Annotated in this window: 28 protein-coding genes; 18 read left to right on the top strand and 10 right to left on the bottom strand. The window is 49.6% G+C overall.

Annotation, left to right across the window (positions count from 1 at the left end; genetic code table 11):
* Positions 1–5 precede the first annotated feature (5 nt).
* From H8L47_RS13605 to H8L47_RS13630, 6 genes are all read left to right on the top strand, one after another.
* Positions 6–758 carry a polysaccharide deacetylase family protein gene (locus tag H8L47_RS13605; protein WP_230413743.1) on the top strand — a complete coding sequence of 251 codons (753 nt, stop codon included), beginning with the start codon at positions 6–8 and terminating at the stop codon, positions 756–758.
* Positions 758–1,738, top strand: a complete 981-nt coding sequence (locus H8L47_RS13610) for a sterol desaturase family protein (RefSeq protein ID WP_186954149.1) — start codon at positions 758–760, stop codon at positions 1,736–1,738. The genes H8L47_RS13605 and H8L47_RS13610 overlap by 1 nt, the downstream gene beginning before the upstream one ends.
* The gene (locus tag H8L47_RS13615) at positions 1,735–2,547 is read left to right on the top strand and encodes an EI24 domain-containing protein (protein ID WP_329605450.1); all 813 of its coding nucleotides are present in this window, start codon (positions 1,735–1,737) and stop codon (positions 2,545–2,547) included. The genes H8L47_RS13610 and H8L47_RS13615 overlap by 4 nt, the downstream gene beginning before the upstream one ends.
* An 11-nt stretch (positions 2,548–2,558) precedes the next feature.
* Positions 2,559–3,359: a competence/damage-inducible protein A gene (locus tag H8L47_RS13620; protein ID WP_186954150.1), complete on the top strand. Its 801-nt coding sequence runs from the start codon at positions 2,559–2,561 to the stop codon at positions 3,357–3,359.
* 2 nt (positions 3,360–3,361) lie between these two features.
* Positions 3,362–4,708, top strand: coding sequence for a TAXI family TRAP transporter solute-binding subunit (locus H8L47_RS13625; protein WP_186954151.1), 1,347 nt, complete (start codon positions 3,362–3,364; stop codon positions 4,706–4,708).
* A gap of 156 nt (positions 4,709–4,864) precedes the next feature.
* On the top strand, positions 4,865–6,157 hold the full coding sequence (locus H8L47_RS13630) for an acetamidase/formamidase family protein (RefSeq protein WP_186954152.1): 1,293 nt from the start codon (positions 4,865–4,867) through the stop codon (positions 6,155–6,157).
* 78 nt (positions 6,158–6,235) lie between these two features.
* Here H8L47_RS13630 and H8L47_RS13635 read toward each other — a convergent pair whose 3' ends face one another.
* Complete coding sequence (locus H8L47_RS13635) at positions 6,236–7,075, bottom strand: alpha/beta hydrolase family protein (RefSeq protein ID WP_186954153.1); 840 nt, start codon at positions 7,073–7,075, stop codon at positions 6,236–6,238.
* A 101-nt stretch (positions 7,076–7,176) separates the two neighbouring features.
* Between H8L47_RS13635 and H8L47_RS13640 the strand changes: the two genes are divergently transcribed.
* Positions 7,177–7,629, top strand: coding sequence for a MerR family transcriptional regulator (locus H8L47_RS13640; RefSeq protein ID WP_186954154.1), 453 nt, complete (start codon positions 7,177–7,179; stop codon positions 7,627–7,629).
* Positions 7,623–8,081, top strand: a complete 459-nt coding sequence (locus H8L47_RS13645) for an SRPBCC family protein (protein WP_186954155.1) — start codon at positions 7,623–7,625, stop codon at positions 8,079–8,081. Before H8L47_RS13640 ends, H8L47_RS13645 begins: the two co-directional genes overlap by 7 nt.
* Positions 8,082–8,100: 19 nt before the next feature.
* Here the strand turns inward: H8L47_RS13645 and H8L47_RS13650 are convergent, their stop codons facing one another.
* Positions 8,101–9,201 carry a hypothetical protein gene (locus tag H8L47_RS13650; RefSeq protein ID WP_186954156.1) on the bottom strand — a complete coding sequence of 367 codons (1,101 nt, stop codon included), beginning with the start codon at positions 9,199–9,201 and terminating at the stop codon, positions 8,101–8,103.
* 176 nt (positions 9,202–9,377) lie between these two features.
* On the opposite strand from H8L47_RS13650, the gene H8L47_RS13655 reads away from it, so the two are divergent.
* Together H8L47_RS13655 and H8L47_RS13660 are read left to right on the top strand one after the other, a co-directional pair.
* Positions 9,378–10,064 carry a response regulator transcription factor gene (locus H8L47_RS13655; protein ID WP_186954157.1) on the top strand — a complete coding sequence of 229 codons (687 nt, stop codon included), beginning with the start codon at positions 9,378–9,380 and terminating at the stop codon, positions 10,062–10,064.
* Positions 10,061–11,488 (top strand): HAMP domain-containing sensor histidine kinase, encoded by a 1,428-nt coding sequence (locus tag H8L47_RS13660; protein ID WP_186954158.1) that lies wholly within the window; start codon positions 10,061–10,063, stop codon positions 11,486–11,488. The genes H8L47_RS13655 and H8L47_RS13660 overlap by 4 nt, the downstream gene beginning before the upstream one ends.
* A gap of 25 nt (positions 11,489–11,513) precedes the next feature.
* Here the strand turns inward: H8L47_RS13660 and H8L47_RS13665 are convergent, their stop codons facing one another.
* Together H8L47_RS13665 and H8L47_RS13670 are read right to left on the bottom strand one after the other, a co-directional pair.
* On the bottom strand, positions 11,514–11,855 hold the full coding sequence (locus H8L47_RS13665; protein WP_186954159.1) for a hypothetical protein: 342 nt from the start codon (positions 11,853–11,855) through the stop codon (positions 11,514–11,516).
* A 108-nt stretch (positions 11,856–11,963) separates the two neighbouring features.
* Positions 11,964–13,067 carry a threonine aldolase family protein gene (locus tag H8L47_RS13670; protein WP_186954160.1) on the bottom strand — a complete coding sequence of 368 codons (1,104 nt, stop codon included), beginning with the start codon at positions 13,065–13,067 and terminating at the stop codon, positions 11,964–11,966.
* Positions 13,068–13,192: 125 nt separating this feature from the next.
* Here H8L47_RS13670 and H8L47_RS13675 point away from each other — a divergent pair, with 125 nt between their 5' ends.
* The 6 genes from H8L47_RS13675 to H8L47_RS13700 all read left to right on the top strand — a co-directional run bounded on the left by H8L47_RS13675 (position 13,193) and on the right by H8L47_RS13700 (position 18,967).
* On the top strand, positions 13,193–14,902 hold the full coding sequence (locus tag H8L47_RS13675; protein ID WP_186954161.1) for a M14 family zinc carboxypeptidase: 1,710 nt from the start codon (positions 13,193–13,195) through the stop codon (positions 14,900–14,902).
* Positions 14,903–15,003: 101 nt separating this feature from the next.
* Positions 15,004–15,219 (top strand): hypothetical protein, encoded by a 216-nt coding sequence (locus H8L47_RS13680; protein ID WP_186954162.1) that lies wholly within the window; start codon positions 15,004–15,006, stop codon positions 15,217–15,219.
* 415 nt (positions 15,220–15,634) lie between these two features.
* Positions 15,635–17,005: a tetratricopeptide repeat-containing diguanylate cyclase gene (locus tag H8L47_RS13685; protein ID WP_186954163.1), complete on the top strand. Its 1,371-nt coding sequence runs from the start codon at positions 15,635–15,637 to the stop codon at positions 17,003–17,005.
* 108 nt (positions 17,006–17,113) lie between these two features.
* On the top strand, positions 17,114–17,353 hold the full coding sequence (locus tag H8L47_RS13690) for a hypothetical protein (protein WP_186954164.1): 240 nt from the start codon (positions 17,114–17,116) through the stop codon (positions 17,351–17,353).
* A 110-nt stretch (positions 17,354–17,463) separates the two neighbouring features.
* Positions 17,464–18,291: an SAM-dependent methyltransferase gene (locus H8L47_RS13695; RefSeq protein WP_186954165.1), complete on the top strand. Its 828-nt coding sequence runs from the start codon at positions 17,464–17,466 to the stop codon at positions 18,289–18,291.
* A 286-nt stretch (positions 18,292–18,577) separates the two neighbouring features.
* Positions 18,578–18,967, top strand: a complete 390-nt coding sequence (locus tag H8L47_RS13700) for a hypothetical protein (protein WP_186954166.1) — start codon at positions 18,578–18,580, stop codon at positions 18,965–18,967.
* A 110-nt stretch (positions 18,968–19,077) separates the two neighbouring features.
* On the opposite strand, the gene H8L47_RS13705 is transcribed toward H8L47_RS13700, so the two are convergent.
* The 6 genes from H8L47_RS13705 to H8L47_RS13730 all read right to left on the bottom strand — a co-directional run bounded on the left by H8L47_RS13705 (position 19,078) and on the right by H8L47_RS13730 (position 22,695).
* A complete protein-coding gene (locus H8L47_RS13705; RefSeq protein WP_186954167.1) occupies positions 19,078–19,293 on the bottom strand; it encodes a DUF3820 family protein in 216 nt (71 codons plus the stop codon).
* A gap of 4 nt (positions 19,294–19,297) precedes the next feature.
* Entirely contained in the window at positions 19,298–19,945 is a 648-nt protein-coding gene (locus H8L47_RS13710; protein ID WP_186954168.1) for a DUF2242 domain-containing protein, read from the bottom strand.
* Between the two features lie 41 nt (positions 19,946–19,986).
* Positions 19,987–20,184, bottom strand: coding sequence for a hypothetical protein (locus H8L47_RS13715; protein ID WP_174244932.1), 198 nt, complete (start codon positions 20,182–20,184; stop codon positions 19,987–19,989).
* Between the two features lie 346 nt (positions 20,185–20,530).
* The gene (gene hutC / locus H8L47_RS13720) at positions 20,531–21,241 is read right to left on the bottom strand and encodes a histidine utilization repressor (RefSeq protein WP_186954169.1); all 711 of its coding nucleotides are present in this window, start codon (positions 21,239–21,241) and stop codon (positions 20,531–20,533) included.
* Positions 21,242–21,811: 570 nt separating this feature from the next.
* The gene (locus tag H8L47_RS13725) at positions 21,812–22,291 is read right to left on the bottom strand and encodes a GNAT family N-acetyltransferase (protein WP_186954170.1); all 480 of its coding nucleotides are present in this window, start codon (positions 22,289–22,291) and stop codon (positions 21,812–21,814) included.
* Entirely contained in the window at positions 22,288–22,695 is a 408-nt protein-coding gene (locus tag H8L47_RS13730) for a rhodanese-like domain-containing protein (RefSeq protein ID WP_186954171.1), read from the bottom strand. Before H8L47_RS13730 ends, H8L47_RS13725 begins: the two co-directional genes overlap by 4 nt.
* 296 nt (positions 22,696–22,991) lie before the next feature.
* On the opposite strand from H8L47_RS13730, the gene hutU reads away from it, so the two are divergent.
* Together hutU and hutH are read left to right on the top strand one after the other, a co-directional pair.
* Entirely contained in the window at positions 22,992–24,692 is a 1,701-nt protein-coding gene (gene hutU, locus H8L47_RS13735; protein ID WP_186954172.1) for a urocanate hydratase, read from the top strand.
* A 74-nt stretch (positions 24,693–24,766) separates the two neighbouring features.
* Positions 24,767–26,308, top strand: coding sequence for a histidine ammonia-lyase (gene hutH / locus H8L47_RS13740; RefSeq protein ID WP_186954173.1), 1,542 nt, complete (start codon positions 24,767–24,769; stop codon positions 26,306–26,308).
* The last annotated feature ends 53 nt before the right edge of the window (positions 26,309–26,361 follow it).

Raw genomic sequence — 26,361 nt, forward strand, 5'->3', positions numbered from 1 at the left:
TGGCCATGCTGGTAATGCCAGCGACAAATCTTGCCCTGGCGGGTAGTTGCAAGGCCACGATCTACCTGACTTTTGATACTGGCAGTCAGTCTCAGGCTGAACTGATTGCAGCGACTTTGCGCCAGCATCAGATCAAGGCGACGTTTTTTCTGGCGAACGAAAAGACTGTGCAGGGCGATTATTCGCTGGATATGAGCTGGTCGCCCTACTGGAAGAAACTGGCAGAAGAAGGCCATGCTTTTGGCAGCCACACTTTTGATCATGTCTACGTCGTCGGTGACTTGCCTGACGGGCGCATTGCCGTCAAGCCGCAGTTCGGCGCGCAAGCTGGCAAAACCTTGCAATGGACAGCACAAGAATATTGCCAGGAACTGCGCCGGGTTGATCAGCGGTTTTTTGCAATGACGGGCAAGAAGCTTGATCCATTTTGGCGCGCTCCAGGTGGGAAAACGACCCCCAATTTACTGAAAGCCGGGCAGGCTTGCGCTTATCAGCATGTGGGTTGGGCACCGGCTGGATTTTCTGGCGATGAGTTGCCTAGCGAAAAATTCAGCAATCCAATGCTACTCAAGCGCGCCTTGGATAGGCTGCGGGATGGTGATATTTTCATGGCGCATCTGGGGATATGGTCACGCAAACAGCCCTGGGCACCAGAAAATCTGGAGCCGTTAATCAACGGCCTTAAGCAAAAATCCTTTTGTTTTGCTACTCTACGCGAACATCCCGCTTACCAAAATTTACATCAGCGGAAAAAATAATGACTATTTCCGATCTGTTCACAAATCTGCAAGCCTGGATTTTTGAAACGATAGTACAGCCCGCCATGTTTAGTCTGGGTTTGGGTGAATTTGTGGAAGATGCCTTCGAGGGCGTTGAATGGTTCATCCTTGGCGTTTTGCAATTGATCGTGCTATTTCTTGTCCTGCGCCCACTTGAAGCCTGGGTGCCGGTCCATGAAATCAAAAACCGCTACGCACGCTGGAATGATTTCATTTATACCGCATTACACAGGCTGGGGGCATTTTCCATCCTGGTGTTTTTTGTGCTGGACCCCTTGCTGGATCAACTGACAGCGACGCTGCATTTGCAGGGTGTTAATCCCTTTCATCTGGAAAATATCTGGTCAGGCATGTTGCAGTACCCGGTATTGCTCTTCCTGGCCTATCTGGTAGTGCTGGATTTTTTCGATTACTGGTATCACCGCGCCGAGCATCACTTCAACTGGTGGTGGGCTTTGCATAGCCTGCACCATAGCCAGCGCGATATGAATTTGTGGAGCGATAACCGCAATCATTTGCTGGATGATTTTTTGCGCGATATCTATATGGGTCTGATTGCCATCGTTATCGGCGTCGAGCCTGGGCAATACATTCTGCTGGTGATGGCATCGCAAATGCTGCAGAGCCTGCAACATGCGAATGTACGCATACATTTTGGCCGCATTGGTGAATACTTGCTGGTGTCACCACGCTATCACCGTACCCATCATGCCATCGGCGTTGGCCATGAAACCCATGGCAAAGGTACTATGGGTGGGCATAATTTTGCTGTGCTATTCCCGGTCTGGGATGTGCTGTTTGGCACGACGCTCTTCAGCAAGGAATTTGCCCTGACCGGCATACGAGATCAATTGGCCGCACCTGAAGGCAGTGCTCGCAACTATGGTGAGGGATTCTGGTCACAACAATGGTTGGGTTTGAAGCGCATGTGTGGATTTGACAAGGAAAAGCAAACATGAATATGGCATCTGTGATGCGGGCATGGGGCAGGGCACTGGCCGCGCAAATGCATTACCGCATGTTGCTGTTGACACTACTGCCTTTCGTCGTCGCTTTCATCTTGTGCGGTGTACTCATGTACCTGGGTTTGCAGGAAGCGATCGATTTTGTCCATGCCTGGATGATGGAAAATAACGGTTTTTCCAAGAGTGACGGTATCCTGGCCAAGATCGGCTTGCTTTCCCTGAAGGTAATTATTGGTCCCTTTGTTGCTATGTGGGTGTTATTGCCTATCATGGTATTTACTTCCCTGCTGTGCATCGCCATGTTTGCCATGCCGGCCATCAATAAACATGTGGGGACAAGAGATTATCCTGATCTTGAGCAAAAAAATGGTGGCACTCTGCTGGGTAGTATCTGGCATTCCTTGTCTTCTTTCGGTATTTTCATCATTGTCTGGCTGGTGACACTGCCACTTAACCTGATACCTTTTGTTAGCCTGGTTTTGCAACCACTGCTATGGGGTTGGCTAACTTACAGGGTCATGGTGTACGATGCATTGGCACTGCATGCCGATGCTGAAGAAAGAGCCAGTCTGGTGCAGGAGCACCGCTGGTCCTTGCTGTGCATAGGCATTGTCGCTGGCCTGTTTGGTGCCGCCCCGGGTTTGTTATGGCTGGGCGGGGCCATGTGGGTCGTCTTGTTGCCAGTGATGGCAGGGGCTGCGATCTGGATATATATCCTGGTTTTTGTATTTACCGGCCTGTGGTTCCAGCATTATTGTCTGGAGTCCTTACAGCGTCACCGCACCAAGCAAGCTGCTGTATAAAAGGAGAAATTGTGGCAATCGGTCTGATTATCGTAGGCGATGAAATTTTATCCGGCAAACGCGAAGACAAGCATATGTCCAAAATCATCGCCTTGCTGAAAGCGCGTGGCATGCAGCTCGACTGGGTTGAATACATAGGTGACAACCGCGAGCGTATTACATCGACCTTGATGCGTAGCTTTGCCAGCGGTGATATCGTCTTTTCCACTGGCGGCATAGGCGCGACGCCGGATGACCATACGCGCCAATGCGCGGCAGCAGCACTGGATGTGCCAATAGTCCTGCATCCTGAAGCCAAGCTCCTGATACAGGAGCGCATCATGGATATCGCCAAAGAAAAAGGCGAAGTCGCAGATCTGACTACGCCTGACCATCAGCACCGTTTGAAAATGGGGGAGTTCCCGCTTGGGGCTGACATTATCCCCAATCCTTTCAACAAGATCGCTGGTTTCTCAATACGCAATCACTTTTTCGTCCCTGGTTTTCCGGTCATGGCCTGGCCCATGCTGGAATGGGTGCTGGATACACATTTCACTCATTTGTTCCATCAACATGCGCAGTTTGAACAATCGGTGCTGGTGTATGAAATTGCCGAATCCATCGTCACACCTTTGATGGAGCAACTGGAAGCAGACTTTCCGCTGATCAAAGTCTTCAGTCTACCCAGCGTCGGCAGTGCAACTGAACGCAGGCATATAGAACTTGGTGTCAAGGGTGATGAGCAGCAAGTGCCCGTTGCCTATGAAAAAATGCTGGAGGGCTTGCAGCAACTGAAGGCGGAATATATTCCAACGCCTGCCAAAATCAGTTAAAAATGCAAAAAATTAAATTCACCCTCTTTAATTTGCGTGATTTGCTGGTCGCATTTGGCCCGGTCACGCTGATGGTGGTGATAGTTTGCGGCGCAGGGTATTGGCTGGTTGATCCGGCACCACCCCGTGTAATTGATATATCCAGCGGACAGGAAAATGGTTCTTATGAACGTTTTGCCAAACGCTATGCACAAGAACTGCAAAAGAACCAGATCACCTTGCGCCAGCAAATCTCGCAAGGCTCGGAAGAGAACCTGAGTCGTATCAGCGACCCTGATTCTGAAATTGAAGTGGGGTTCGTGCGCAGCGGCTCTACCGATGAAGCACAGGCGCATGAGCGCGGCCTGATTTCACTGGGTAGCTTGTTCTATGAACCGATCTGGGTGTTTTACCGCAGCCCCAAAGAAATAACGACCATCAGCCAGTTCAAAGGCAAGGTTGTGAATGTGGGGCCAGATGGTAACGGTGTCGCCAAACTCTTCAGCCAGATTTTGAGTGTCAACAGCATGTCGGAAGAAGACGTGAAGATACAAAAACTGGCTGACACGCCAGGCACGGTGGCTTTATTGGACGGCAAGGTCGATGTACTGATCTTCAACTCGGCCAGCGATTCACCTCTGGTACAAATGCTATTGCAAACACCTGGCATACGCCTGTTTGATTTCGTCCAGGCAGAAGCGTATACAAGGCGCTTCCCGTTTTTATCGCATGTCGTGCTGCCACGTGGCATTGTCGATATAGGCAAGGATATACCCGCCCATGATTATCATTTGATAGCACCAACCGCCACCCTGGTTGCCCACGAAAGCCTGCATCCTGCATTGATGGGTTTGCTGCTGCAAGCGGCGCGCAGGATACATAGCAGTGCCGACTGGTTTAGCCGCCAGGGTGAATTTCCATCTGATAAGTATACCGAAATACCGGTAGCACATGAAGCGGAGAAGTTTTATAAAAATGGTCCGCCCATGTTGCAGCGTTACCTGAGCTTCTGGATCGCCAATTTCATTGAACGCATGTGGGTAGTCATCGTCGCGCTTGGTGCCTTGTTCTTGCCGCTCTCGAAGATCATTCCTCCCTTGTATGTCTGGCGCATACGTTCACGCATTTACCGCTGGTATGGCCAGTTGCGCATGGTAGAGCAGGCAATAGAAGATGTTACCGCGGCCGACAGGCAAAGTGTTGCACAGGATCAGTTACGCCATCTTGATGAGTTAGAAGAAAAAGTGAATCGCATCACCATACCTCTTTCTTACGCTGAAGAGTTATACGGTTTGCGCAGCCATATTCACTTTGTGCGGTCACGGGTGCAGACTATGCTGACTGCGGCTTTGGAGCGGGCAGCAACGTAATGGATCGACATTATTGCTGGCGCGCTGCAGTTTAAGAGACCCATTTTCCCATGAATATGCAGTCTGGTTGCCCCAGTTTGCAATTCGTCGTAAACAGTAAGGTCAGCAGTTTCTATGAGATAGAATATTTTACTCATTCTTTTGATTGGAAAAACCATGCTGCGATATGCGATGCTATTCATTTTTCTTTTTCCAGGTTTGGGCGTTGCAGCAGATGAAGAGCACTGGCTAATCCAGCTGGACAGATGGGGAAACCGCTCTTATCAAAGCCTGACACTGACGACGCAGGGCACAAATATCAGCGGCAAGCTGGATGGTGATAATTTTGTTGGCAAACGAAATGCCAAAGGTATGGTGCTTACTGTGACCGACGCAGACAAGGCAAGCTACACATACACAGCAACCAGTAGTGCAAACGGGATGCAGGGTACAGCCGACTTCCCGGATACAAATAATCCAAAGGCCAGAGCCTCGCACACATTCACTGCACGCAGGTTACCTGATCGTCCTGCCGGACCTGCACGACAATACGATTTCCAGCCCACAGATTATTCCAATGAATTCAGTCCACACCGCTCGCCCGTGCTGACTATCTGGCCTGGTGACACGGTGAAGACCAAGACCATAGATTCTGGTGGTGTCGATGAACATGGTGTTACCAAAGCCTTGTATGGCAATCCGCAAACCGGGCCGTTTTTTATCAGCACTGCTGAACCGGGTGACACACTGGTCATACATTTGAAACGCTTGCGGCTGAACCGTGACTATGCGGACAGCCTGGACAGTATCGTCGGCAGGGCGATGGGGCCAGCTTTGGCAGCCAAGGCAGAAAGTCTTGGTAAGTCCATACGCTGGAAGCTGGATAGAGAGCGCGGTTTGGCAAGTCCAGAAAAACCGTCAGAAGGATTGCGTAATTTGAGCTTACCAGTTCGCCCCATGCTGGGTGGACTGGCCGTTGCGCCGGGTAACGGTTCCCCGCCTGTATCTACAGGAGACACAGGGCGCTCTGGCGGCAACATGGATTTTAATGAGGTCATTGAAGGCAATACCGTCTACTTGACTGTGCAGCAACCCGGTGCCTTGCTCTATCTGGGAGATGCGCATGCCTTGCAGGGAGATGGCGAGACTAGTCAATATGGTTTGGAAACATCCATGGATGTTGAATTTACCGTGGATGTCATTAAAGGAAAATCTGTCAATGCACCGAGAGTGGAATCGCCAACGCAGATCATGGTGCTGGGGCAGGCTGGCTCGCTGGATGATGCCTTGCGTGCAGCAACCACCGGCATGGTGCAGTGGCTGCAACAGGATTACGGGCTCAGCCTGTCGGAGTGTGCCCAGATATTGGGGAGCGCAATTCGTTTCAGTGTTCCCAATCTGGCGGGGCGCAGCGTTGGCGTTGCAGCAAAGCTGGATAAGACTGTGCTGGTAAATCTGCTTCGTCGCTGAGGTATGCTTTACTGAATATCTCTTCTGCTTTCACTGATAAGCAGAAGGGGTCTTGTATTTTAAACTTCCTGCCTCTTGCTATGATAGCCAGTTCTCCAGCAATGGCCACAGAACCTGATTATTTCGCTTGAAAAAGCCGAAATGGCCTATGCTTCTTAATCCATGTTCGGCGGGCTGGATTTCTTTGTGGAATTTTTGCGCAAGTGGAAAATGATCCAGTAAATCTGCCACAGTCCCTGGTGGAGAAAACCCATGGTCGTCGGCAAAAGAAAGGGAAAAAATCTTGCCACTATAATTTTTATAGCCATCAGTATCGATTTCCTTATCAGAGAAAAGATAGTCATCGGCCAGGCTCCAGTTGCGCCAATCCCAGGCTATTCCTCTGGGCAAGTCATGTCCTATACCTGCCTTGCCGGGGAAATAACCCAGGCTATGCAACAGCAATGGTGCAGCCAGACGCCAGGCGAATAGTAGGCGTGGCCATTGCGCCTTGGGATAAAGACGCCAGTTGCAAGTACCTGAGGCTAGCAGAATTAGCCTTGGTACATTTTGCAGGGAGGGAGCCAGAGCAGCCAGGTGGCCACCTGAACTATGCCCCAGTACAGTCACCTGTTCCCACGGGATATCGAATGTGCTGACTGTGCAGCGCAAGACGGCATCCATATCCAGCCTGCCCCAGTCACGCATGCGTGCAGTTTCCAGTCTTGCATGGCAGGTTTGCGAGGCACCTATGCCGCGTGCATCCCAGGTCAATACATCATAGCCTCTTTGCGACAGGTGTTCGGCCAGATGACGGTAATAAGACTGCAGTACGCCGGTGGCTGAATTGATCACAATAACACCGCGTCGTTCTGCCGCCTGGTGTGGGAAAAGGGTGCTGGCAAGTTGTCTGCCGTCCGCACAAATGATATTCATCATAGGTAAATGGACCTGGTAAGGTGAAATTGCATGCATTATCTGAAGCGTAAAATACTTACAAACTATGGTAATCTATTGACTTAACTCCACAGTCAAGCACTATGCGTATTTCTGAACTGGAAAGATTATCCGGACTGAGCCGCGACACCATACGTTACTATGAACGCATAGGTTTGCTGGCATCTCCACCACGCTCCGATAATGGTTACCGCAGCTATGAACCCCATACTGTGGACATCCTTAAATTCATCAAGATGGCGCAGCAGATAGGTTTTTCACTTGATCAAATGCGTGAGGCTTTGCCCCATTTAAGCCAGCCACCAGAGCGATGTGAAGAGTTGTTGGCTGCCATGCTCGAAAAGCGTCAAGAAATAATCCAGCGTATTGCTGATGAAAAGGCCAGGTTGGCGCTGCTGGATAAACTAATGCAAAGATTTCTCGGTGATCAGGACCTCATTGCCTATATTGATGAGAATGCATGTCCCTCGCTGCAGAATGCCGGGCAAGATATTTCTGCAATCTGTGAACTTATGAATACTTCAAAACTATGCTGATAAAACACGAATTTGAAGTCAGGGCCAGCGCCAAGTATCTGTTCGACCTGACTCAGGATTACACGCTCAGGACAGAATGGGATACCTTGACGACTGAAGCTTATTTGCTGAACGATGCCAAGGTGGCGGCGTTGGGTGTGCAGGCGCGCTGCATCGGTGGTAATGGCCTGGCGATGGATATAGAGTACATGTCGTATAAGCCCAATGAGGTCGCCGCCGTCAAAATGGTCAACGGCCCCTATATTTTTGACCATTTTGCTGGCGGCTGGCAGTTCAAGGCTTTGTCTGATGAACTCACGCGCGTGCGCTTTTCCTATAACATCACCGCTAAGCCAAGATGGCTGTCATGGATTTTGACACCCATACTGTGCTTCAAATTCAAGCGTGAAACAGAAAAGCGTATCGTCGCGCTGACCTCATATGTAGAGAGGCAATTTGTTGTCTCTCCTTGATGCTTGAGCACTTTTGGCCTCAAAGTGCATTCATAAAAGCTTTGCGTATCTGACGACCGCATTTGACTGATGCTCCGTAAGCACCTATTTCCTTGTCGTGTCGCGACAGGATGCCATAATATTTTTTGTCGGCAGAAATCCAAGGGTAAAAACCCCATTTTCCGGGGCTGGAATAAGCGTCAATACTACCGTTCCCTTTTTCAGATTCTACCCAATGGTTATAAGAGTAAGTCCAGGGTTCGTTCAATAACAGTATTGGGGAATACACGACTTTACCAGGGCAGGCAGAAGGCAGAGCGCAGACTGCCTGGTCGCCAAGATAGCGACCAATTTCCAAATCCTGCTTCATGATCTTCTTCAAGAACAGCGCATAGTCTGTCGCCGTGCCCATCATGCCGCCTGCCATTAATGGATCTAGCGCAGCCATGTGGAAACCCGTGCTCAGGCCTATGGTGTTTTGATATTCGGCATCAAGCTGGGCTGCTGTGAAGTTGCCCAGTCCTAAGTCCACATTGGCAAGTTTTTGATCATGGCCGCTGTCATAGTCAAATTTATTGACGGTATCTGGATTGGCCTGACCGGTCTTGCCATTCATGCCCGCGATATAACAGGCAGTTACATTCTGTTTGCCTATACAGGCGTCCTCATTGAAGCCAGTGTAGCCGGACATGAAGCGCAAACCGTCTTTTAAAGCACTAATGCCGCGTACCTGGTCTATACCCTTCTTTTCCAGCACATAAGCACCAAATATCCATTTCGATGCTGAGGCAATATTGAAATAGCTGCTTGAATTGACGCTACCAGTACCTTGCGAGCTGTACACTATCGGCGCGTTATCACTGGCATTGCCAATTTCCCAGTAAAAATCGCCGAGCTTGTCTGTAGTACACATGGGGTCTGTATTTGCCGCATTTTTTGCCGCTACGGTGGCTGCTGCAAGGCGGTTGTTGTTGACCCCAGAGTTTGTGCTGTTTGTGTTGTTTGTGGTCGTCGCGCTGCTATTGCTGGCAACAGGTGGCGCGGCGTCAGATGGGCTGCCAGAACCGCCACCGCAGGCGCTGACTATGCAGCCGATAGCTGCAATAGTGACAACTGTGTGTGTTCGTGAAGAGTAAGGCATGTGATCTCCATTGTAGGGACAGATGATGTGAAGACTTGCAATAGACACCAAGAGGAGGCAAGCCAGCTGTCAGAAACTGTAAACATGAATTCTGTAATTTTGATGGAAGGAGTTTTACTTGTCGGCTGTATGGCAAAATGAAGACATATTCTTTGTTACGACTTGTTTCAATGCCCATGAACTCAGTAATTTCAGTTCTCTTAGTTGAAGATGATCCCATGATTGCCCGCACTTTAAGTATGGGTTTGCGCTATGAGGGTTTTGCGCTTAGTCATGCGGACAGCGTCGCAGCCGCGTTGGGAGTACTGACGCTACAGACCTTTGAACTGATCTTGCTCGACGTCGGCTTGCCTGATGGAGATGGCATCAACCTGTGCCGACAATTGCGTGCACTCCAAACTGTAACGCCAATTTTGATGCTGTCAGCCAGAACAGATGAAAGTGCAGTTGTGGCTAGTATAGAAGGTGGTGCCGACGATTACATACGCAAACCTTGTGGCTTGCGTGAAATGAGTGCGCGCATGCGTCGTCTAGTGGGACGGGTGCCTGCAGACAATCAAAACCTGAATGTGATCGGTTTTGGTGATATTCATATGGATGTTGAGCGTCGTAATGCAAGTATTGCCGGAACTGCTCTGCAATTGGGCAAGAAGGAATATGAAGTGCTGATGTTGCTGGTAAAAGCCAATGGAGCCGCCATCACCAGGGAACAGATACTGAATCAGTTTGAGGGCACCCATCTTATATACGACCGCACCATAGACTCACATTTGAGCCATTTGCGTCGCAAATTAAAGGACGCTGGCGCGACTGAGCGTATTGTCGCCATTTATGGCGTTGGTTACAAACTGGAGCATGCATGAGTCGTTCACTATGGTTGCGTTTTTTTGCGATCAGCATATTTTTTGCTCTGCTGCTAAGTTTGTTTTATCTCTGGATGATCAGGGAGGTGACCACGCGCCCCGGCGACGAAGTACAGCGCAGCATGTATCTGTTTATCGCCCGCATCGTCGAAGAGCATGATTATGCTGAAGGCCTGCGCCGAGTCCAGGCTTATCGCAGTGAGTCACCGGCTATCCCACTGAAAATGTGGATAGTGAATTCAGACAATAAAATCCTTGCCAGCAACCCAGTCGATGCACCGCCGCCAGCCGCACTCTTGCAACGTATCAAACCTGGAGTGATTCATGAGGTAGTGGCGCGCGGACGTTTTTTTTCCGGGAGTGCAGCGACTGCTATAGTACGTCTGCAGGCAGATGAGCCACGTTATTTGCTGATACACAATCCAGGCACGGCAGCCCGTGGCGCATTTTTTACCATGGCGACGCTGTTTGTTGTGACGCTGGTGACCGCAATTTTGCTGGGCTTGCTATTGCTTGCACTGTATTTGCGTGGGCGTTCTGCCGAAGCGAGAGACGTTATTAAAAGTATGGAAGCTGGTAACCTGGGGGCGCGTTTTACTTCCGGCAGGCTGGATGCCATCGGCGGACTGATGCAACATTTCAATGCAATGGCCGATGAAATACAGCGACTGGTCATGCAATTACAAGCGATAGAAAAAACGCGACGTGAACTTTTGCAAGAACTGGGTCATGATCTGCGCACACCTTTGACCAGTTTGCGGACTGCGATTGATACTTTGTCTGCCCACGGCGAAGCCATGGAAATGCAAGAGCGCGAAGAGTTTTTTACTGTCGTCAGCTGTGAGCTTGATTATTTCACCAGGTTGATCGATGACTTGTTTTTTATTGCGAATATTGATGAGCCTCGTTATCGCAATCAGGCCACCAGCGTGGACCTATGTGATTTGTTGAAAATAGAAACCGATCATGCCGATCATCTGCAGCAGCAAGCAGATCAAGCCATTGAATTTGCGCTGCAGATAGATGCAACTTGTGATCAGGGTGGCGAGCCGGGAGGGAGTATCACTGGCGACACTTATCTCATGTCCAGGCTTTTGCGGAATGTGTTTGATAACGCTGCCAGATATGCACATAGCAAGGTGCGCATACGACTCTCAGTTATTGCTGATGCGCTGGAATTGATTATTGAGGATGATGGCCCTGGCCTGTCAGCAGATGCCATGTTTCGCTTTGGGCAAAGGCGTGACACACGGCTGTTATTTTCGGGTTTGCCAAGCAAGCAGGCCGAAATTTCACTGGGCCTTGGATCAGTTATCATCAAGGCGATAGTCGAACTGCACGGTGGTCATTACGATATTGGTAATGGAGAGACGCATAGCGAATATCCCGGCGCACGCCTCAGCTTGATTTTCCCCAGGCGATGACCTCAAATGCACTGCCGCACAGATTTTAATACTGTTGACTTACAGTTCGCTCTTTGGTTTTCGGGCGCGACTTTGCCAAAGAGGGTTTTAACTGCGAATCTGTAATCCGGAAGGTCTCTCTTTTGTCACCCATCAGTGCGCGCAATTCCTTGATTGTGAGGCCGCTGATTTCATGCATGGTGATCATGAGTGATGCACCTATTGGCAAGCGAAGATGACGGATCTTGCTGATTACTGGCGGTGCAACATCCAGCATTTTGGCCAATGCCGCATCGTTTTTCAAACGTAGGCGTTTGATCAAGATATCAAACAAATGGTTGGGGTCGTATTTGACTTTATCCGACTGGAGATTGAGCAGGCTTATCATTATTACTCCTTTGCGTTTCTTCAAATGACGAAACAATGAAAAGAGCTTAATGCACGCAGAATGTCTTGTATGTGCGATAACTCACATAACGAGCAATGATTGGATTGATCAATAATCTGTTTTGTTTAAGGCAGTTGCAAACAGATTCAATGCCAGTCTGAGTTTTTCGTCTGCCATCGTTAGCAAATTGTCGCCCACATACCATTCAAACATGCATTGTCCTGGCAAGGCAGTATGCACAGCATTATTGAATAGCCATATCCCGTGTTCTTGCGCAATGCGGTTGCGGATGGCAAGGGCGGTCTCACTGTCTGTCGGCAGGTACAGATGCAGCATATTGCATTGTGGCGCTGCCGGATTGGCTTTAAATAGTGGGTAGGCGCGCAATTCTTCATACAGCCAATGCGTGCGGGCATAACAGGCGGGCAGCGCAGCCAGCCTTTCGTCAAATTGCATGGCAGCAGCCACAACATAAGGGCTGCGGCGGAATACGCTGCCGCCTTGTCTGTGCATCCAGACCCGCGCTTTGGCAATGAATTCTGCACTGCCTAATAACATCGCACCACCCAGACCGCCTATGCCTTTGTAAAACGATACATAGACCGTATCAAAACCCGCAGCCACCTCTGCCAGGCTGCGGCGGTAACCTGCAGCTGCCTCCCACAAACGGGCACCATCCATGTGCAGATGGATATCTTGTTCGCGGCACCAGGTCTTGATGTCATTCAGTTCTTCCCACGCAGGCAATTGCCCGCCTATCTCACGCATGGGCAATTCATATTGAGCAGCAGCGATTTTTTCTGGCTGGACCTGCAAGTCTTTTAGCATCCATGGACGATGTGGGTTGCCAATTTGCAGGGCATGGAAATGTTGCAGCAACTGATAATTGCTTCTTTCATGCACGAGAATATGTGAGCTGGGATGCAGTGCCACCAGTAAACTGCCTCTTTCTTCACAAGCAAGTCGCAACGCCGTGACCTGGGTCAGCGTGCCAGTGATGCAAAACAGGCCCGCTTCCATGCCCAGCAAGGTAGCGATTTTTTTCTCAAAGCCTTGCACCAGCTCACCTTCACCATAAGTGTCATGCTGTACCTGATGCTCCTCGCACCAGCTTGCCATGCGCGCAAAGCTTTCAGCGGGGGTGACGGCGCGGTGTCCCGCCAAATTTGTCTTGCAGCTCTGGCGCAGTGCGCTTATTTCGGCGTCGGTCACTAAATTCTCCAGCAATACTTGGGGAAATCAAAAAAATGTTTCAAGCGGGCATCAGTATGCCATGCCTGTTTAGCGACTTGTACGCTAAAATCCCGGAATACATTTACTTTCAATTGGTCTAGCGCATGTCATCACATACCAAGCATCCTGCTGACTTCATCACACCCTATGAAGCTGGCAACCAAAACCAGACCACCACCTGGGAAGCTTGCATACAGTTTTATCAGTATCTCGCTGCGCAATTCCCTGGTGTTTTGCAGTTCAGCCAGATTGGTGTGTCCGATAATGGCAAGCCCATTCATGCTGGCATAGTGACGGCAGATGGTGTATTTGACCGCGTCCGTATCAAACAAGAGCAACGCCCCATTTTTTTCAATAATAATGGCATACATCCAGGCGAGCCTGAAGGCATTGATGCCTGCATGGCCCTGGTACGTGATTTTTGCGTCCAGTCTGAGCGCCTGGCTGCGCTGGGTAATACGGTCTTTCTGTTTATCCCTGTCTACAATGTAGATGGCTGCCTCAATCGTCAGAATACCTCTCGCGTAAATCAGGACGGGCCTGAGCAATTCGGTTTCCGTGGCAATAGCCTGCACCTGGATCTGAATCGTGACTTCATCAAATGTGATAGTGAAAACGCCCAGGTCTTCAATCGCTTTTTCAGCGAATGGAGCCCCGATGTCATGGTCGATACCCATACCTCAAACGGTGCCGACTACCACTACACGATGACCCTGATACAAACCCAGGCAGACAAGCTGGGTTATGGCCTTGGCCCCTTCCTGCGGAATACCATGTTGCCCGCCATTTACACAGAAATGCAGGCGCGTGGCTGGCCAACTTGCCCCTATGTGAATCCGGTCAAGGACAGCCCTGATCATGGCATTGAAGATTTTCTGGAAACGCCGCGTTTCTCTACTGGCTATGCAGCTTTGCATCACACCATAGGTTTCATGCCAGAAACCCATATGCTGAAACCCTTCGCCGATCGTTATGTATCCATGCGCGCGCTTGTAGAAACGGTATTGGCATTCACCGTTGCGCATTGCGCTCAGATACAGGCCTTGCGAGCCCAGGCGCGAATAGCCGCCAGCCAGGCTCAGCAAGTTGCTATTCACTGGGCGGCAGATCATGGTCAGCCTTCGAGCTTCCTGTTCAAGGGATACCAGGCTGTCTACAGCCCCAGTGTACTGGGCAATTACACGCGCCTGTCTTATGACCGCAGCCAGCCATGGGAAAAGCCTATCGCTTACTACGACCATTTTGTCGCCGATATCAGCGTGACCAGACCAAAAGCCTATTTGATTCCGCAAGCCTGGCGTGCCGTGATAGAGCGCCTGCAATGGAATGGCGTGCAAATGCAACGGCTGGACAGTGACACCGTCATGCAAGCCGAAGTCTATGGCATACAGTCTGTACAGTCCCGCCCTCATGCCTATGAAGGCCATATGTTCCACGACGACGTGCAATTGCAACAGTTTGACGACCGTATTGTTGCCCATGCTGGTGATTATCTGGTATCACTGGACCAGCCACAGGCACGCTATGTCGTCGAGACACTGGAACCGCAAGGGCATGACAGTTTCTTCCGTTGGGGTTTCTTTAACAGTGTTCTGGAAAAGAAAGAAGCTTATTCAGATTATGTATTCGAAGACACCGCGACAGATATACTCAATACCGAACCCGAAGTGAAGCAGGCTTTCGAACTCTGGAAGCAGGCCAACCCGGAATTGCTCAGCAATCAGCAAGCCGTACTGGACTTCGTTTTCAGCCGTTGCGCCAGGTTCAAAGAACCAGAATGGCGTCGTTATCCCGTGTTGCGCATAATGCATTGATTTTTTGAAAATTGTTACAAGTTTTTACAGAAACATAATAGAATCTTTCTCGGGATTCTCCCTGTTTTTTAACCTGAGATTTAATTGAAAGGTCAAACACTATGTCTAAATTGCTGGATTATTTGAATACACTGGATAAAGATGCAGCTGCGCGTGAGGCGCATGTAAATGATCCACTTGGCGCAATGACTAACTTTGGATTAACTGAAGAAGAAAAGAAGGCTGTTCATTCGGGAGATACACAGGCTGTTGCTGATGTACTGGGGATTCCCGTCGAGCAGTTGAATGCGTTAGATTCAATCGTTACCGCACCCTAAATTAGCCCTGTTTCCGGCGCAAGCAATGTCATTGGTTCGAACTATACTATTTTGGGCGTCCATGTTGCTTGTCGCCGGAAGTGCGCGGCCAGCGCAACCATCAATTGATGTGACACAGTCGATTGATGAACTTCTAAAGCGCTCTGGTCAGGAGATCGTTACTGCACCTGAAAAAGCATCCGATACTTTAAGTAAGTTGAGTGAATTGAAACAAAATTTCACAGAAGCTCAGCGTAGTAGATTTTTTTTGTTGAGTGCAGCAACACTAGGATTTAAGGGGCGGCACAAAGAAAGGGTGGAGCTGGTTCAATCCGTAATAGATCAAGTAAGTGATCCTCTTTATCGGGTTAGATTCTTGTATCAACTTTCATCGGGCTTTACCAATCTAGGTGAGTATGAAAAAGCCTTGGAGGCAATGAATCAGAGTATTTTGATTTTGCCAAAATTGAGCAGCGTTGAAGCCAAAGCTGATACCTTGCAAGGCGCAATCACTCTTCTGAATTCTCTGCATGCTTATGATGAAGCCCTGATTTATGCTGATCGGATGTTGGCGTTGGCAACAACTTCAGAAAGTAAAAATACGCAATGTCTCGCTTTAGGCGATCAAGTTGAAATTAATTTTTTGCGTGGTGAACGGCAACGAGCCAGAGCGGTTCTGCCTGATGCGATACGAGTATGCGATGCCGCGAACAAAAATTTTTATTCACTCTTGCTAAACACGCTGGCAGGCATAGATTTAATAGATTCTGGCAACTATCTGCAAGGCAAAGGGGCCGCTATAACACTGCTTCAAGATTTTTCAAAGTTGAATCAAAGTTCGGATTATGGCACTCAACTTGAAGAAGCTTTGGCACGCGCCTATTTGCATACAGGCAATCTGGAGCAAGCTGAGCGCTATGGATTGCAGGCTTACCAAAAAGCGAAGGCAGGTAATGCCATTCAATTGATGGAAAAAACGGCAGAAACTATGGCTAGTATAAAGCGTGCGCAAGGGCAGTACTTGAATTCTTTGGAGTATTTTGAGACAGCACTGGTTTTGAAAAATCGCGTGCTGGACGACTTGCTCCATAAAAATCTTGCATTTCAGCGTGTCAAATTCGATACGCAGGATAAAGCCAACCAGTTGAATCTGCTTGAACAAAAGAATAAAATCCTGGCAGTTGAACGTGAACTGGAAAAAAAGAATAATCAGAATTTATTACTCTTGATTGCACTGGTATTGGTCATTGTGTTCGTATTGGGTATATGGCTAATGAGGGCTTTACAGCAAAAAAACCAGTTCCGCCAATTTTCTCAAACAGATGGTCTGACTCAGGCCGCCAATCGCATGCATTTCATCAGTTTTGCCAATGAAGCATTCAAAATGCGCACGGGCAGCGTGAGTATCATTTTGTTTGATATGGACTTGTTTAAAAATATCAATGACACCCACGGCCATGCTACTGGTGACTGGGTTTTGAAAGTAGTCAGTGAAACCGTCAAAACCCACTTACGCAAAGTTGACTTGTTTGGACGACTGGGTGGCGAAGAATTTGGCATTTGTATGCCAGATTCAAGCCAGGCTTCTGCATTGCAACTGGCAGAACGCTGCCGTATGGCGATTGCCATGATAGACACAGAACCCAGTGGCCATATCTTCTCTTTGTCTGCCAGTTTTGGTGTTGCCACAGTAGATGGAAATGGCCTCAGCAACTTTGACGAAACCCTGGAAGCCGCAGACAAAGCACTGTACAGATCCAAGGCGGAAGGTAGAAATTGCGTAAATGTTTTCAGGCAAGCATCCTGATTTTGAGCATTTAATTATTGTTGAGAATTTACTTTCCATTGCCTGAAAATTAAGAATAAAATCAACGATGGTATTACCCCGGTGTTTTTTAAAGCCACGGAGAAATCTATGTCCAAGGTATTAGATTATTTGAATGCCCTAGATGCAAATGCTGTTCTTATACAGTCACATAAAAGTGACCCGCTTAAAGCTACCCGTGATTTTGGATTATCTCGTGATGAGCAGCTTGTTTTGTTGAGATTAGACAGGCGTGAAATATCGGCCTTTTTGGACATTCCATTTAGAGACTTTGATGTACTTGATTCTATAGTTATACGGTTTGATCAAGAGGAAACCGTTGCAGCATAGAGTGATCTCTAAAGATTATCTTTTTTGTGGATCGGGCTATTTAATTTACTTATTTTGAGGCAGTATCGCATTTTGTTCTGCTGTCATCTCATGTTTATGTCTAAAAGTCTATGACAAATAAAAAACAAGGTTCACTGGTCTTTGTTGGTACAGGTATGCGCATGGCTGGGCAACTGACGCCTATTGCGCAAAGTTATATTGAGTCTTTCGATATCGTCATTGCGGCGGTGCCCAATATTTTTACGCGCAAATGGTTGCAAGGTGTTGCCAAAGAATATGTTTGCCTGAATGATCATTACGACGACACCAAGGTCGAGGGCAAAACCAGGCGTGATACTTATAGGCGTATGGCCGACACTATTTTGAAAGAAATGCGTGCTGGCAAGAAAGTATGTGCTGCCTTTTATGGTCACCCAGGTATATTTGCCTGTATCTCGCACATGGCCATTGCCGAAGCCCGCGAAGAAGGTTATGAAGCGCATATGGAACCAGGCATTTCTGCGCTTGATTGCCTGGTCGCTGATTTGGGCATTGATCCGGGTAGTCATGGCATGCAATCCATGGAATCTACCCAGTTCATGATCTATAAACGGACTTTGGACCCGACAGCTTTGTTGATTTTGTGGCAGGTTGGTATTGCCGGGGATTTGACATTGAAGCGTTTTGATACAGAGCCAGCCCATTTACAAATACTGGTGAATAAGCTGGCGCAGTATTACCCTCTGGATCATGAAGTCATTCTGTATGAGGCCGCTACTGACCCGCTCGAAAAAACACGCATAGACAAGCTGCGTCTGGGGGATTTGCCTAAGATGTCGTATAAACAAATCACGACACTGGTAATACCACCAGCACAAACCCTGGAAAAAGATCAGGCGATTATTGACGAACTCAATGCACTTGCTGCTTTGAGGGCGCAAGTCCAGCAAGCTGCCTGATTGATACGACTGAACCTGTGTAGTAACGATGAGCCTTTTACAGTTAGTGCAGATTGTGCGAGCTGTGAATGGCTTATTGGCAATCTGCATTGCAGATTGCTTGCTAAAGCCTGCATACCACTTATAAAAGTGCGTAAATGTGCCTAAGTGCTTAATTTGCAAGTAAGTTCACTAGATTTTGCAGGTTACAAATATCTGCTTTCAATTTGATTTACACTTATTTAGAATTGGCTGCGTGAGACAAAATGGTTTGTCAACATGTTGGGGGATACTGATGAAAAAAATGATGAAAAACACTTTGTTGGGACTGGCTTTGGCTGGTAGTTTGTCGGTGGCCTTTGCTGAAGGCGTAGACACTTCTGTTGATGGTATTTTCAATGCATTGACGACGACGAGCAATTTGCAGGCAACTGTAGATGGTCTGGTTGCTAGTGGTGCCAATCCACAATCCATCGTTTCTGTAGCTGCTGCTGCCGGCATCCCGCTGGATACAGTCAAGGATTTGCAGGTGTGCGTTAATTCTGCTGCACCAGATGCAACGGTACTCAGTGCATCTTGCATGCGCCAGCGTAGCCTGGTGACTGCCTATGCTGCAGGTGTGAATGACCCTATGAAATACTTGCCAGCAACTGCTGCGGGCAAGCGTCAGAGCAAAGACGTCACTAAGACTAACTGATCAGTCTGGGTAAATAGAAAAGGCAGGCATGGTGATCATGCCTGCCTTTTCTCGTTTTGACTTGGTAGTCTCTGTAAATCGCTCGTTTGGGCGCGATAGCTCAGATTTGTTCAGGTTTTCTTTCTGAGTGGTGCCAGCAATTCACCCAGATTATTGTGATCAATCTCATACATCAATTCCAGCAAGCGACCAATTTCACCTTTAGGAAAACCTTCACGTGCAAACCAGCACAGATAATTACCGGGCAAGTCGGCGATAACCGTGTCTTTATATTTGCCATAAGGCATTTTAAAACTCAATAATCTTTGCAGGTCATCGGCTTGCATGCACTCATTCCTCTGATTTTTTAGCGGACTGTTCTGGTGGTGTGCTTGTCACTGTCTGGCTGGCCGTTGCCGGAGCTAATGGAGGCTGTGGTGCAGTCGTTCCCTTGTTGTCCACTTCCTGGACATAGGGCACAGTATCCAGATAGCGATCTACCAGTTCAAAAAACTGTTCATAAAACTGGCCAGTCGGTATGGTTTCACTGGCAACCTTGACCAGAGCATCATCCGTAGAACCAAAGGGCAGGGACACCGAACCTATGGCGCTGACGCCTATGCTGGCTGAGGTGTTGCTTTTCTTCAGTGAATAACGGTCACGTACTGCATTGGCAAAAACCGTGGTGCTATTGCTGCCTTTGCTATCCGCCACGCAGACGACGTTGAATTCGATTTCTGCATGAATGTCAGCTTCTGGCTGGTATTTCCTGCGGCCCTTGAGGACCGATGGTTTCCAGTCGCTGATGACATAGCCCTGGCTTAGCAGCGCGCGGCGTGCCGCTTCGCAGGCGCTTTTTTCAGTACCAGGAAAGCTGCGGGTAAATACGCCGGTAGCGCCAAATTCTTCATGCTGCGTACCACTATGCTTGGTGGTGGTGCAGGCGCTTAACAAAGCAAGGGATAGGGCGAGTGGTACTAATAATTTGCGGTGAATCATCTTTATTTCTATATGCTTTAGAGGTGAGCTTGTGCTGGCACTCAGGCCAGGGCTTCTTTAGCTGCCTCTTCTGGTGTTAATCCATCAAAAAACAGATCGGTGAACCACTCTATCTGTTCCTCTATATGATCTTGTGCCTGGCTGACGGTAGCGCCGCCTGCGACCAGGAAGCCTTCTACTTCGGTACACCAGGCAATCAGCGCCTCGGTTTCCGGGTCCAGTTCATTCTTTTTTGCCATGATATTTCTTTCTTGCTTATTTGAGCGTAAGCCGTATTTTAACTTGCCAGCACCCTTGAGGTGTGACGGCTGCATTAAATGCAAAATGGCAAGTGCCAGATTGTTAAGATATAACGCGGCGGGAAGGCATTTGGGTGACAGCTATCGCGGAAATTTCTTGGAGCAAAAAGCTCATCGCAGTGGAGGGAGTGATCTTTTGCAAAACAACATTGTTTCGTCAGCAAGCAACATAATGCATGAATTCCACAGTTCGCTCCTGCGAAATTCGCAAATGAAACATACTCAGAAGAGTTTCTCAGTGCCCTCTGTGACACCTCTGTGTCGATGTGTTGAGAGGTCTTGAAAACTAAAAACTCCCGGCAAACTGATAACGTTTACCCGGATGCCACATGGTCACGCTGGTCGCGATCATGTCGCGTGAGCGGGTGGTTCTGTGTAAGACCAGGCAGGCTTCTTTGGCTGAGATATGCAGCATTTCAGCTATCTGTTTGGGTGGTAGCACGGCTTCTATGCTGTAGTCAACGCCTTGCAAGGGGGCCACAGCAACCAGGTATTCATTCGGGGTCATGACGCTGAAGTCTTGTTGCAGGTATTCCGGCGTCACGCTGGAGTTGACCCAGCGGTCTTCTACCTGTATCGCCACCTCGTTCTCAAAGTGCACGATGACGGAGTGAAATAAAGTGTGACCAGGCTTGACCTGGAATTCTGCCGCCAGTTGTTCGGTGGCGACTTCTTCCTTCAATTGATGTAGTTCGCTACGGTGGGCATGGCCACGTGAACGGATTTCTTCTGCAATGCTTTTGATGGCCACCAGCGTTGCCTGGTATTTTTGTTGTGCCACATAGGTGCCAGATCCCTGTATGCGCGTCAGGATTTGTTCACTGGTGAGTTCGCGCACAGCCCTGTTGACTGTCATGCGTGATACCCCAAACTGGCTGGCCAGCGCAGTTTCAGCAGGAATCGCGGCACCTTCTTTCCATTTGCCTGACTGTATTTCCTGGAGCAGGGTATCTTTTATGACTTGAAACGCGGGAGTATCTGGCTTGCTGGGTTTCACAGGATAGGTGGCGTAGAAGTGATAGGTGTCTGCATTTTCTCATAGCATGCCGGTGATAGCGAATTTATTGGTTTGCAATGTCATTTTTTGCGGCCATGCAGGAGATTGGCATCTTGCAGATTGTGATGCAGGAGTTGAAGCAAGAGTGCTTGCGGCCTGGCAAGCAATTGGTGGCTGCGTGCGCCTCACCGCCAAAGATATGCAGCCAGTGAGGTCGAAACGGAGATGAACCCCGCCAGTGGCCGTATACCGATACCGTGCACACAAATTGCCAGCTTTGTCGTAGGTACTAAGGGCGTGTTGACATATCTTTTAGTCAAGCGAATGGGTGAGAAACCTTGCCTGGCTAGGCGTACGTAGCGTTGCTTGGCGAGCCAAGTGAGCGACGCACAACAACGCCAGGCAAGGTTTCTGGCCCATTCCCTCCGGGTTCCCGCCATATTGCACGCTGGACTGCGTTGCGCGTCTTGTCAGGGGCACCAGCCCTGACTGCACCACACGCCTTGCCAGCCCGCGATATGGCGGGAACGCTTTGTCTAAAAGATATGTCAACACGCCCTAGTAGTTACTTTACAGTGCCAGTATCCAGGCCTCCCAGTTAATGTCTGGCTGGCCACCCAAGTTGCGATAAAACTGCCTGGCATTTTCATTGTCAGGCAATACATCCCATTTTAGCCGACCGCAACCGCGCAATCTCGCATGTGCTAACACTGCGTTCATGAGTGCCTTGCCCACTCCCATGCTCCTGGCTGCCGGGCTGACATACAATTCCTTCAATCGACAATCTGCTTGCAAATCAAAGGTGAAGGGGGTTTCTACCAGCACCGCATAGCCCAGCAAAACACCATCGGCTGATTCTGCCAGTAGTGCATGAAATTGGGCTGGTTCATGCCCCAAGCCCCGCGTCAGCAAGTCGTCAATGGTGACACGAAATTCAGCCAGGTAGCCTTCAAAGGCTGCCAGTTCACGCATCTGTTGCAACAAGCCTGTCGCGTCAGCGGCGAGGGCAGGGCGTACGCTGAATGTCGCTGGCGCTGCTTTTGCACTCATGCCAGTTCAGCGACTTCTGTCGTCAGGCTGAAACCTTCATCGAGCCAGCCTGTAATGCCGCCTATCATGATTTTGACAGGACGGCCGAGTTGCGCCAGCCTGATCGCTGCCTTTGTCGCGCCATTGCAATGCGGGCCAGCGCAGTAAGTTACAAACAAGGTATCTGGCGGATAGCTGGCCAGTTTCGAGGCGATGATCTTGCCTCTCAACAGATTGATTGCACCGGGTACATGGCCCTTGGCATAAGACTCGGGGCTGCGCACGTCCAGCAAGACAAAATCGGCTTTGCCTTCGGACATGGCATGGTGTGTATCCCAGCAATCAGTCTCAAAACGCAGGCTGTCTGCAAAATGGGCGATGGCTTCCTGGCTGCTGGCTGCGGCGACTTCAGTGACGACGGACATAGTGTTTGCCTTTCATGATTGGGTTGAACATGTAGCTATTGTCTGCCTCGCTGATAAAACCGCAAAGTGGCGTTAGCGGCATGATCCGGTAATATCGCGCCAAAATGTGGCCTGCCTCATATTTTTGCAAAATCCTTTTAGTATTCGCTTGCAAAAGTTGTATATACAACTTAAACTTTCTCTTAATGATTCAGCTTTGTCCGGTCTTATGCATTTGTTCGCTTGCCGGATTTTTATATTTGGGCGGTATTTCTGTGAATTGCCGCTATCCTGTATTTAACTGATGGAGAGAGACAATGAATAACGACCCACGCTGGGATGCCACTCGCGTAATCCACGCACCGCATGGCGCAGAAAAAACCTGCAAGACCTGGGTAGCCGAAGCGGCTTACCGCATGATCCAGAATAATCTTGACCCTGCGGTGGCAGAAAACCCCAAGCATCTGGTCGTCTACGGCGGCATAGGTCGCGCAGCCCGCAACTGGGAATGCTATGACCAGATCCTGGCATCGCTGAAAGAACTGAATGAAGACGAAACCCTGCTGATACAGTCCGGTAAACCGGTAGGCGTGTTCAAGACCCACGAAGATGCACCCCGCGTGCTGATCGCCAATTCCAACCTGGTCCCAAAATGGGCTAACTGGGAACATTTCAATGAACTCGACCGCAAGGGCCTGTTCATGTATGGGCAGATGACAGCCGGCAGCTGGATCTATATCGGCACCCAGGGCATCGTCCAAGGGACGTACGAAACTTTTGCAGAGGCAGGTCGCCAGCATTTCAATGGTGACTGGGGCGGCCGCTGGATATTGACAGCTGGCCTGGGTGGCATGGGCGGCGCTCAACCTTTGGCTGCCAGCTTTGCCGGTGCGGTATCACTGAATATAGAATGCCAGCAATCAAGCATAGACTTCCGCCTGCGTACCCGTTATGTCGACAAGCAAGCCAAAGATCTTGATGATGCCTTGGCTTTGATCAAGCATCATTGTGACCGTAAGGAAGCCGTATCAATTGCATTGCTTGGCAATGCGGCAGAAATCTTGCCTGAACTGGTCAAGCGTGCAAAAGCGGGTGGCATGAAACCTGATCTGGTGACTGACCAGACTTCTGCCCATGATCTCATCAACGGTTACCTGCCTATAGGCTGGACAGTGGCTGAATGGAAAGCTGCGCAACAAGACGTTGCTCAGCATGCGAAACTGACTGCCGATGCTGCACAGGCCTGCGCCGTCCATGTGCAAGCCATGCTGGATTTCCACACCATGGGTATACCGACTGTTGATTACGGTAATAACATCCGTCAGGTAGCCTTTGACACAGGCGTCAAGAATGCCTTTGATTTCCCTGGTTTTGTGCCTGCGTATATCCGTCCCTTGTTTTGCGATGGCAAGGGCCCGTTCCGCTGGGTAGCATTGTCGGGTGATCCTGAAGATATTCGCAAGACCGATGCCAAGATCAAGGAGCTGTTCCCTGAGAATAAAGGCGTGCACAAATGGCTGGACATGGCATCAGAACGTATTGCCTTCCAGGGTTTACCAGCGCGTATTTGCTGGTTGGGCCTGGGTGAGCGCCATATCGCTGGCCTGGCCTTCAATGAAATGGTCAAGAATGGCGAATTGAAAGCACCTATCGTCATTGGCCGTGACCATCTGGATACAGGGTCAGTCGCCAGCCCCAACCGCGAAACAGAAGGCATGCGCGATGGTACGGATGCAGTATCCGACTGGCCTTTGCTGAATGCTTTGCTCAATACTGCGGGTGGTGCGAGCTGGGTATCGCTGCATCATGGTGGCGGTGTGGGCATGGGCTATTCCCAGCATTCTGGTATGGTCATTGTTGCTGATGGCACAGATGCGGCGGCCAAACGTCTGGCGCGTGTACTGGTCAATGACTGCGGTTCTGGCGTCATGCGTCATGCGGATGCTGGGTATGAGCAGGCTGTTGCTTGTGCTGAGCGTGAGGGCTTGAATTTGCCTATGATTGCCAAAGCAAAGTAAGCAAGCATCGGCTTAGCCCTTTCCCTTTAATGGGAAGGAATCCAAGACACTATTAAAAGTATTCAGGAAAAAACATGAGCAATCATTTTGAAATTCAACCAGGCCAATTCACGCTGAGCGACTTGCGCTCCATCTGGACCAGGGCGCAGCCTTTGAAATTGGCAGAGTGCGCCTATGCCGGCATCAATGCTGCCTCTGCCACAATCGATAAAATTGTCGCAAAAGGCGATGCGGCCTATGGCATCAATACCGGTTTCGGCAAATTGGCCAAGACCCGCATTCCTGACGACCAGTTGGAACTCTTGCAGCGCAATCTCATCCTGTCGCATTCCGTCGGTTCTGGCGAATTGATTTCGGATGAAGTCGTGCGTCTGATTTTGGCGATGAAGATCGCCAGCCTGGCGCGTGGCTTTTCCGGCATACGTGCTTCTGTTATTGACAGCATGATTGCCATGTATAACGCTGGCATCATGCCGACTATCCCGGTCAAGGGTTCAGTGGGCGCATCTGGCGATCTGGCACCCTTGTCGCACATGACCCTGGCTTTGCTGGGCGAAGGCGATGCGCGTGTGAATGGCAAACTGGTTCCTGCCAAAGAAGCGCTGGCTGCTGCCGGTATCAAGCCTGTCGTACTGGCTGCCAAGGAAGGTCTGGCACTCATCAATGGTACGCAGGTATCGGCAGCGCTGGCTTTGAATGGCTTGTTCCTGGCAGAGCGTCTGCTGGAAGCAGCGACCATTACTGGTTCCTTGTCAGTCGATGCGGCCAAGGGCAGTGATGCACCATTTGATGCACGCATCCATAGCAGCCGTGGTCAGCCTGGCCAAATTGCGACAGCGCAGATTTATCGCAACCTGCTCTCTGGCAGTGAAATTCGCCAGTCTCATCTCGTCAATGATGAACGTGTGCAAGATCCTTATTGCCTGCGCTGCCAGCCACAGGTTATGGGTGCTTGCCTCGACATCATCAATAATGCGGCACGTACTTTGCTGATAGAAGCCAATGCTGTTACCGATAATCCATTGGTGTTCGTGGAAACTGGTGAAGTCATTTCTGGTGGTAACTTCCATGCAGAGCCAGTCGCTTTCGCGGCGGATACGCTGGCGCTGGCAATTGCAGAAATTGGTTCCATTTCTGAACGTCGCATCGCCCTGCTGATTGATTCATCGATCTCTGGCCTGCCACCTTTCCTGGTGCCTTCGTCTGGCTTGAATTCCGGTTTCATGATCGCCCATGTGACAGCCGCAGCGCTGGCATCTGAAAACAAATCACATGCCCACCCATCTAGTGTGGACAGTATTCCGACTTCCGCTAACCAGGAAGACCATGTCAGCATGGCGACCTACGGTGCGCGCCGCTTGCATGAAATGGCCCACAATACGGCGACCATTGTTGGCATAGAATTGCTGGCCGCAGCACAGGGTGTAGATTTCCATGCGCCTTTGCAAACTTCAGCCATGTTGAAGCAGGTTCACACGCTGTTGCGTGAAAAAGTGGCTTTCTATGACAAGGACAGGTTCTTTGCCCCAGATATAGAAGCTGCGAAAGCACTGGTCGTCGAAGGACATTTGAGCGCACAATGCCAGCAGTTGTATCAGAATCTGTATTTAGCCTGATTTTTTTGCCTGATTCTGTTTGAAGGTTTGTATTAAGATAATGGCTCTCTCGC

The organism is Undibacterium umbellatum (assembly GCF_014284125.1).
GTDB lineage: Bacteria > Pseudomonadota > Gammaproteobacteria > Burkholderiales > Burkholderiaceae_D > Undibacterium > Undibacterium umbellatum.

Excerpts from the sequence above, each read along its gene's own strand:
- H8L47_RS13605 (WP_230413743.1), top strand. The coding sequence starts at position 6 with ATGCTGGTAATGCCAGCGACAAATCTTGCCCTGGCGGGTAGTTGCAAG.
- H8L47_RS13610 (WP_186954149.1), top strand. The coding sequence starts at position 758 with ATGACTATTTCCGATCTGTTCACAAATCTGCAAGCCTGGATTTTTGAA.
- H8L47_RS13615 (WP_329605450.1), top strand. The coding sequence starts at position 1,735 with ATGAATATGGCATCTGTGATGCGGGCATGGGGCAGGGCACTGGCCGCG.
- H8L47_RS13625 (WP_186954151.1), top strand. The coding sequence starts at position 3,362 with ATGCAAAAAATTAAATTCACCCTCTTTAATTTGCGTGATTTGCTGGTC.
- H8L47_RS13630 (WP_186954152.1), top strand. The coding sequence starts at position 4,865 with ATGCTGCGATATGCGATGCTATTCATTTTTCTTTTTCCAGGTTTGGGC.
- H8L47_RS13635 (WP_186954153.1), bottom strand. The coding sequence starts at position 7,075 with ATGATGAATATCATTTGTGCGGACGGCAGACAACTTGCCAGCACCCTT.
- H8L47_RS13640 (WP_186954154.1), top strand. The coding sequence starts at position 7,177 with ATGCGTATTTCTGAACTGGAAAGATTATCCGGACTGAGCCGCGACACC.
- H8L47_RS13645 (WP_186954155.1), top strand. The coding sequence starts at position 7,623 with ATGCTGATAAAACACGAATTTGAAGTCAGGGCCAGCGCCAAGTATCTG.
- H8L47_RS13650 (WP_186954156.1), bottom strand. The coding sequence starts at position 9,201 with ATGCCTTACTCTTCACGAACACACACAGTTGTCACTATTGCAGCTATC.
- H8L47_RS13655 (WP_186954157.1), top strand. The coding sequence starts at position 9,378 with ATGAACTCAGTAATTTCAGTTCTCTTAGTTGAAGATGATCCCATGATT.
- H8L47_RS13660 (WP_186954158.1), top strand. The coding sequence starts at position 10,061 with ATGAGTCGTTCACTATGGTTGCGTTTTTTTGCGATCAGCATATTTTTT.
- H8L47_RS13665 (WP_186954159.1), bottom strand. The coding sequence starts at position 11,855 with ATGATAAGCCTGCTCAATCTCCAGTCGGATAAAGTCAAATACGACCCC.
- H8L47_RS13675 (WP_186954161.1), top strand. The coding sequence starts at position 13,193 with ATGTCATCACATACCAAGCATCCTGCTGACTTCATCACACCCTATGAA.
- H8L47_RS13680 (WP_186954162.1), top strand. The coding sequence starts at position 15,004 with ATGTCTAAATTGCTGGATTATTTGAATACACTGGATAAAGATGCAGCT.
- H8L47_RS13685 (WP_186954163.1), top strand. The coding sequence starts at position 15,635 with ATGAATCAGAGTATTTTGATTTTGCCAAAATTGAGCAGCGTTGAAGCC.
- H8L47_RS13690 (WP_186954164.1), top strand. The coding sequence starts at position 17,114 with ATGTCCAAGGTATTAGATTATTTGAATGCCCTAGATGCAAATGCTGTT.
- H8L47_RS13695 (WP_186954165.1), top strand. The coding sequence starts at position 17,464 with ATGACAAATAAAAAACAAGGTTCACTGGTCTTTGTTGGTACAGGTATG.
- H8L47_RS13700 (WP_186954166.1), top strand. The coding sequence starts at position 18,578 with ATGAAAAACACTTTGTTGGGACTGGCTTTGGCTGGTAGTTTGTCGGTG.
- H8L47_RS13705 (WP_186954167.1), bottom strand. The coding sequence starts at position 19,293 with ATGCAAGCCGATGACCTGCAAAGATTATTGAGTTTTAAAATGCCTTAT.
- H8L47_RS13710 (WP_186954168.1), bottom strand. The coding sequence starts at position 19,945 with ATGATTCACCGCAAATTATTAGTACCACTCGCCCTATCCCTTGCTTTG.
- H8L47_RS13715 (WP_174244932.1), bottom strand. The coding sequence starts at position 20,184 with ATGGCAAAAAAGAATGAACTGGACCCGGAAACCGAGGCGCTGATTGCC.
- H8L47_RS13725 (WP_186954170.1), bottom strand. The coding sequence starts at position 22,291 with ATGAGTGCAAAAGCAGCGCCAGCGACATTCAGCGTACGCCCTGCCCTC.
- H8L47_RS13730 (WP_186954171.1), bottom strand. The coding sequence starts at position 22,695 with ATGTCCGTCGTCACTGAAGTCGCCGCAGCCAGCAGCCAGGAAGCCATC.
- hutU (WP_186954172.1), top strand. The coding sequence starts at position 22,992 with ATGAATAACGACCCACGCTGGGATGCCACTCGCGTAATCCACGCACCG.
- hutH (WP_186954173.1), top strand. The coding sequence starts at position 24,767 with ATGAGCAATCATTTTGAAATTCAACCAGGCCAATTCACGCTGAGCGAC.